This is a genomic window from Bradyrhizobium sp. P2_E8 (assembly GCF_056403875.1).
In genome coordinates, this window is the sequence record NZ_JBFUES010001720.1 from 1 (window position 1) to 825 (window position 825).

The 825-nt window shown below is 65.9% G+C and carries 2 protein-coding genes; both read left to right on the top strand.

The window, feature by feature from the left end; genetic code table 11:
- Positions 1-510: ABC transporter ATP-binding protein (locus tag AC1D00_RS43465; protein ID WP_477014975.1), on the top strand; the 510-nt coding region annotated here is incomplete at its 5' end.
- The coding region (locus AC1D00_RS43470) for a sugar phosphate isomerase/epimerase family protein (RefSeq protein ID WP_477014976.1) at positions 507-825 on the top strand (319 nt) is incomplete at its 3' end. The genes AC1D00_RS43465 and AC1D00_RS43470, both read left to right, overlap by 4 nt.

Here is an 825-nt window from a genome sequence, read left to right on the forward strand (position 1 = left end):
CTGCTCAACGCCGGCATCTGCTACGTGCCGCAGGGCCGCAACATCTTCCCCGAGCTGTCGGTGCGCCACAACATCGAGCTCGGCGGCGTCTCCGCCGGGAAGGGTCTCGACCTGCCCAAGCGGATCGAGGCGGCACTCGACCTGTTTCCGGCGCTGCGCCGCAAGTCGGCACAGCAGGCCTCGACGCTCTCAGGCGGCGAGCAGAAGCAGCTCGAGATCGCCCGCTCGCTGCTGCTCGAGCCGAAGCTGGTGCTGATCGACGAGCCCTCGATCGGCCTGTCGCCGCTGATGGTGCAGCAGACCTTCGACATCCTCAAGAGCCTGCGCGACCGCGGCGTCACCATCCTGATGATCGAGCAGAACGCGCGCTCGGCGCTGGAGATCTCCGATATCGGCATCGTGCTCGAGCTCGGCCAGACCCGCATGGTCGACGGCGCGAAGCGCATCCTGAACGATCCCCGCATCGGCCAGCTCTTCCTCGGGGGAGCCATGGAGGAGACAGCAGCATGAACAAGCGCTCGATTGCGACCGTCTCTCTCTCGGGGGCGCTGGATGAAAAGCTGCGTGCCATCGCAGCCGCCGGCTTCGACGAGGTCGAGATCTTCGAGAACGACCTGCTGTCGTTCGGCGCAGGCCCGCGCGACATCGCCAAGCTCTGCCACGATCTCAACCTCAAGATCTGCGCATTCCAGCCGTTCCGCGATTTCGAGGGCATGCCGGAGCCRCAGCGCGCGCGCAACTTTGCCCGCGCCGAACGCAAGTTCGACTTGATGCAGGAGCTCGGCACCGACCTGCTGCTGATCTGCTCCAACGTCTCCCCCAGCT